The 3581-nt window shown below is 55.4% G+C and carries 4 protein-coding genes; all 4 read left to right on the top strand.

Features of this window, described 5'->3' with window-relative positions; translation table 11 throughout:
• Positions 1-1106 (top strand): YjbH domain-containing protein (locus Q1B15_RS05895; RefSeq protein ID WP_299751531.1); only part of this gene is annotated, 1106 nt, incomplete at its 5' end.
• Positions 1106-1729: a YjbF family lipoprotein gene (locus tag Q1B15_RS05890; protein WP_299751529.1), complete on the top strand. Its 624-nt coding sequence runs from the start codon at positions 1106-1108 to the stop codon at positions 1727-1729. The genes Q1B15_RS05895 and Q1B15_RS05890, both read left to right, overlap by 1 nt.
• Positions 1730-1764: 35 nt before the next feature.
• Positions 1765-2166: a hypothetical protein gene (locus Q1B15_RS05885; protein WP_299751526.1), complete on the top strand. Its 402-nt coding sequence runs from the start codon at positions 1765-1767 to the stop codon at positions 2164-2166.
• Position 2167: 1 nt separating this feature from the next.
• On the top strand, positions 2168-3532 hold the full coding sequence (locus tag Q1B15_RS05880) for a polysaccharide biosynthesis/export family protein (RefSeq protein ID WP_299751524.1): 1365 nt from the start codon (positions 2168-2170) through the stop codon (positions 3530-3532).
• The last annotated feature ends 49 nt before the right edge of the window (positions 3533-3581 follow it).

Genomic DNA, 3581 nt, shown 5'->3' with positions numbered 1-3581 from the left:
CGACTGTCCAAATACGAAACACACGCTGGCGCTCCCAGCCTCAGGCGATTGGGCGCACCGTGCGCGTCTTGTCGCGCGTCCTGCCGGCAGAAATCGAAGCGTTTCGCATCGTTGCAATAGAAAATGGGATGGCCCTTAGCACCATAGATATGCGCCGCCGAGACGTTGAGGAGCTTGAACATGCGCCAGATGGGGCGTGGCTTTCGTTTGTGCGCGCAGATATTTCGGATGCAGCAGACTTGGGCGAGACTGCGATCGTCAGTCCGCGTTTTGATTGGTCGTTGACGCCTTACATTGATACCGAGCTTTTTGATCCGGATGGGCCGCTCAGGGCGGACGTTGGAGTGCGCGCGCAGGGACGCCTGGCCTTTGGAAATGGGGTCTTTGTGTCAGGGTCGATCCGGAAAAAAGCATTGGGCTCGCTCAACAACTCCGTCAGAGCATCGACGTCTGTTTTGCCAAAAGTTCGCTCTGAAAATGCCCTCTATAATCAGGAAGGCGATCCCGCACTCGAATACCTGGCGCTTGAACGATTTGGGCGACCGGGACGCGACCTCTACAGCCGGTTTAGCTTTGGCTATTTGGAAAAGATGTACGGAGGCCTATCAGCGGAATTGCTTTGGAAACCAGTCGACAGCCGGCTTGGTATTGGCGGCGAGCTGAACTATGTGAAGCAACGCGATTTTGATCAGCAATTCGGTTTCCAGGATTATGAAACGACGACGGGCCACGTTTCAGCCTACTACGATCTTGGAAACGGATTTCATACGCAGCTTGACGTTGGTCGCTACCTCGCTGGCGATTGGGGCGCAACGCTGAGCGTAGACAGAGAGTTTGAAAATGGCATTCGCATTGGGGGCTTTGCGACACTCACTGATGTGAGTTTCGACGACTTTGGTGAGGGGTCATTTGACAAGGGGATCACGATTGAGATCCCAATCACCTGGATCACTGGCGAGCCTGCCCGCAATTCTTTCCGCACGACAATCCGACCAGTCCTAAGGGACGGTGGGGCAAGGCTTAATGTGCCCAACCGTCTCTACGAGACCGTCAGGCCTTGGCACAGTAAAGAATTGGGCGACGAATGGGGGAGGGTCTTTAGATAATGAGTGTCCGGCCCCTTCTCCTTTTTGCAGCCCTCCTTTTCTCGGCCTGTACCCAGGCGCGTCTTGAAGGCAGCGTCGCAATGGGGCGCGAAAGCTCTCCTGAGGTTACCAACGAAGTCGTCCTATTGCCGGACAACCTTGAACGCATCCGCGCCGAGCTCATCGCGCTTGGTCGTTCGGGGACGTTTATTAAGACCGCTGAAACGCGTGGCTATGTAACCTGGCGCGCCGGTGATGGCAGTGCGTTGGTGACGCGAGGCGGTTTGGTTATCTCAACATTTGGGCTTGGATTTGATCTCATCTCTGCAGATGTTTCCGACACACTGTCTCGGGTGCGCACAAGAAGCTCTGGTGAAGCACTGCGTGTTCACCAGTATCTCGACGGTGAGAACCAAATCAAAACCCGGGCATTTCAATGCAATGTGGCGCTTCGTAAAAGTAATCCATCAAGCTATCGAATGACGGAAGATTGTCGTGGGGCGGGTGTATCTTTTGTGAATACCTATACCATTGGACAAGGCGGAGCGGTAACCAGCTCGCTACAGTGGTTGGGATCAGATGTCGGCTATCTTCGCCTGACGAATGTAGCGATGAATGGCAGTGTTGTTGTGATTTCAAATTAAAGCGAACCGAGACAGCAAGGGATCAGGAGAGCCGAATGTCTTATGGAAAGTTTCTTACCGCGATGGCGGTTTTGGGGGCGCTGATTGGCCCGGCGAAGGCGCAAGAGCAAATTTTGGATGGCTCCCTGGAAATTGTGGGGTCTCGTCAGTGCGCCATCGCTGGGACTGAGCTGCATGTATTCTTGAAAGAGAGGCTTCCTGACTGCACGCGTTTCTGCACCGTAGACAAAGAGTTTTATACACGCTCGCGGACTTATTCGGGAGCGGTGTTTTCTTGCGCGGATCGTGATTTTGCAGCCGTTCCCGGTGCCGAGAGTACAGGTGGTCTTTCTGGCCGGGACGTGGCGATTGGATTGCTTGGTATTGGCCTTCTTTTGGGTGCGGCATCTGGCGGGAATGGTGGGTCCACCAGTGACACTCAAAGTTCAGGGAATTAGCATGATACTCAAACCGTTCGCTGTCGCCGCTCTTTGTCTTGGCCTCGCTGGCTGCGGTGTCGCCTATATTAGCCCAAAAGTAACACAAGAGACGACCGACGCTGGGCTCAAGGTTCGGGTTGTGGAAATGACGGCTGAAACGGTCATGGTCGCGAACCGTGCCCTATACACACCTAAGGCCATCCCCGCCGCGTTTCGCAATTCCGCGACTGCCGGACTAACACGCCCCAGCGCTGTTCAACCGCCCAACCCGGTTTTCGATGAGATTGAGCGGCCATCCCCGGCCATTCTGCGAGCGCCTCCTCCCGTCGCGGAGGCGCCTTATCGGATTGGGGTTGGTGACGTTTTGCTTTTTGCGTCCCCCGCAGGTGGATCAACTGTGGAGCAATTGACGGGCATTCTTGCGGCGCAAACGTCACGGCAGGGGTTCACTGTCCAAGACGACGGCGCCATCGCCATACCAAATGTCGGGCGCGTCATGCTCGCGGGTATGGCTTTGGACGAGGCGGAAGATACGCTGTTCACCCGCCTGGTTGAGGCCGGCATGGAGCCTGCCTTCAGCCTCGAAGTGTCAGAGTTCAATTCGAAACGCGTCACAATTGGCGGCGCCGTTAAGCAGCCCAGCGTTCTTCCGATCACGCTCACGCCGCTTCGTCTGAATGAAGCATTGCAACTGGCAGGTGGCATTGCTGGGGAAGCGCCTGAGTTTGTGACTATTCGCATCTATCGGGACGGCGGCCTGTATCAAATTCCATTTGAGGCCTATCGCGGCGATCCCGATCTCCAGAGCATTCGTCTGCAAGCGAGTGATGCCGTCTTTGTCGACACGACCTATGATCTTGGACGCGCTCAGGCGTTCTTTCAGGAACAAATTCTTCTGACGAATTTCAGGCAGTCTGCACGTGTGCAGGCGGTCAATCAGCTGCGGGTGGAAATTTCGCTCCGCCAAACAGAGATCGCAGAGGCGCAGGGCCGATTTGATCGCGCTCTGCAACTGGGCGCAGTGGATATGGACTATGTCTATCTCGCAGGAGAAGTGGGCAATCAGTCGCGTGTTTCACTCCCGTTTGAGCAAACCGCATCGCTTGCAGATGTTCTTTATGGCGAAGGGGGTGGCTTTCAAACGCGGCAGGGCAACCCACGACATATCTATGTTTTGCGAGGCGCCAGTGACCCACGTGATTTCGCGGGGCTTACCGCCTATAATCTCGACGCATCCAACGCCGCCAACCTGCTGCTCGCAACGCGGTTTCAACTTCGTCCAAACGACGTGATTTTCATTGCAGAGCAGCCTGTGACGCGCTGGAATCGCGCAGTGTCTCTGATCATCCCGAGCTTTGTCGTCAATGCGACCGGACTAAACTAGTTTTTGTAATAGCCACGCCCCAGACGGCGATCGTAGACCCCATAGCGCT

The sequence above is a fragment of the uncultured Boseongicola sp. genome (genome assembly GCF_937988555.1).
GTDB lineage: Bacteria > Pseudomonadota > Alphaproteobacteria > Rhodobacterales > Rhodobacteraceae > Boseongicola.
Note: the sequence above shows the minus strand (reverse complement) of the source record. Positions and strands in the feature narration are given on the sequence as shown.

Excerpts from the sequence above, each read along its gene's own strand:
- Q1B15_RS05890 (WP_299751529.1), top strand. The coding sequence starts at position 1,106 with ATGAGTGTCCGGCCCCTTCTCCTTTTTGCAGCCCTCCTTTTCTCGGCC.
- Q1B15_RS05885 (WP_299751526.1), top strand. The coding sequence starts at position 1,765 with ATGTCTTATGGAAAGTTTCTTACCGCGATGGCGGTTTTGGGGGCGCTG.
- Q1B15_RS05880 (WP_299751524.1), top strand. The coding sequence starts at position 2,168 with ATGATACTCAAACCGTTCGCTGTCGCCGCTCTTTGTCTTGGCCTCGCT.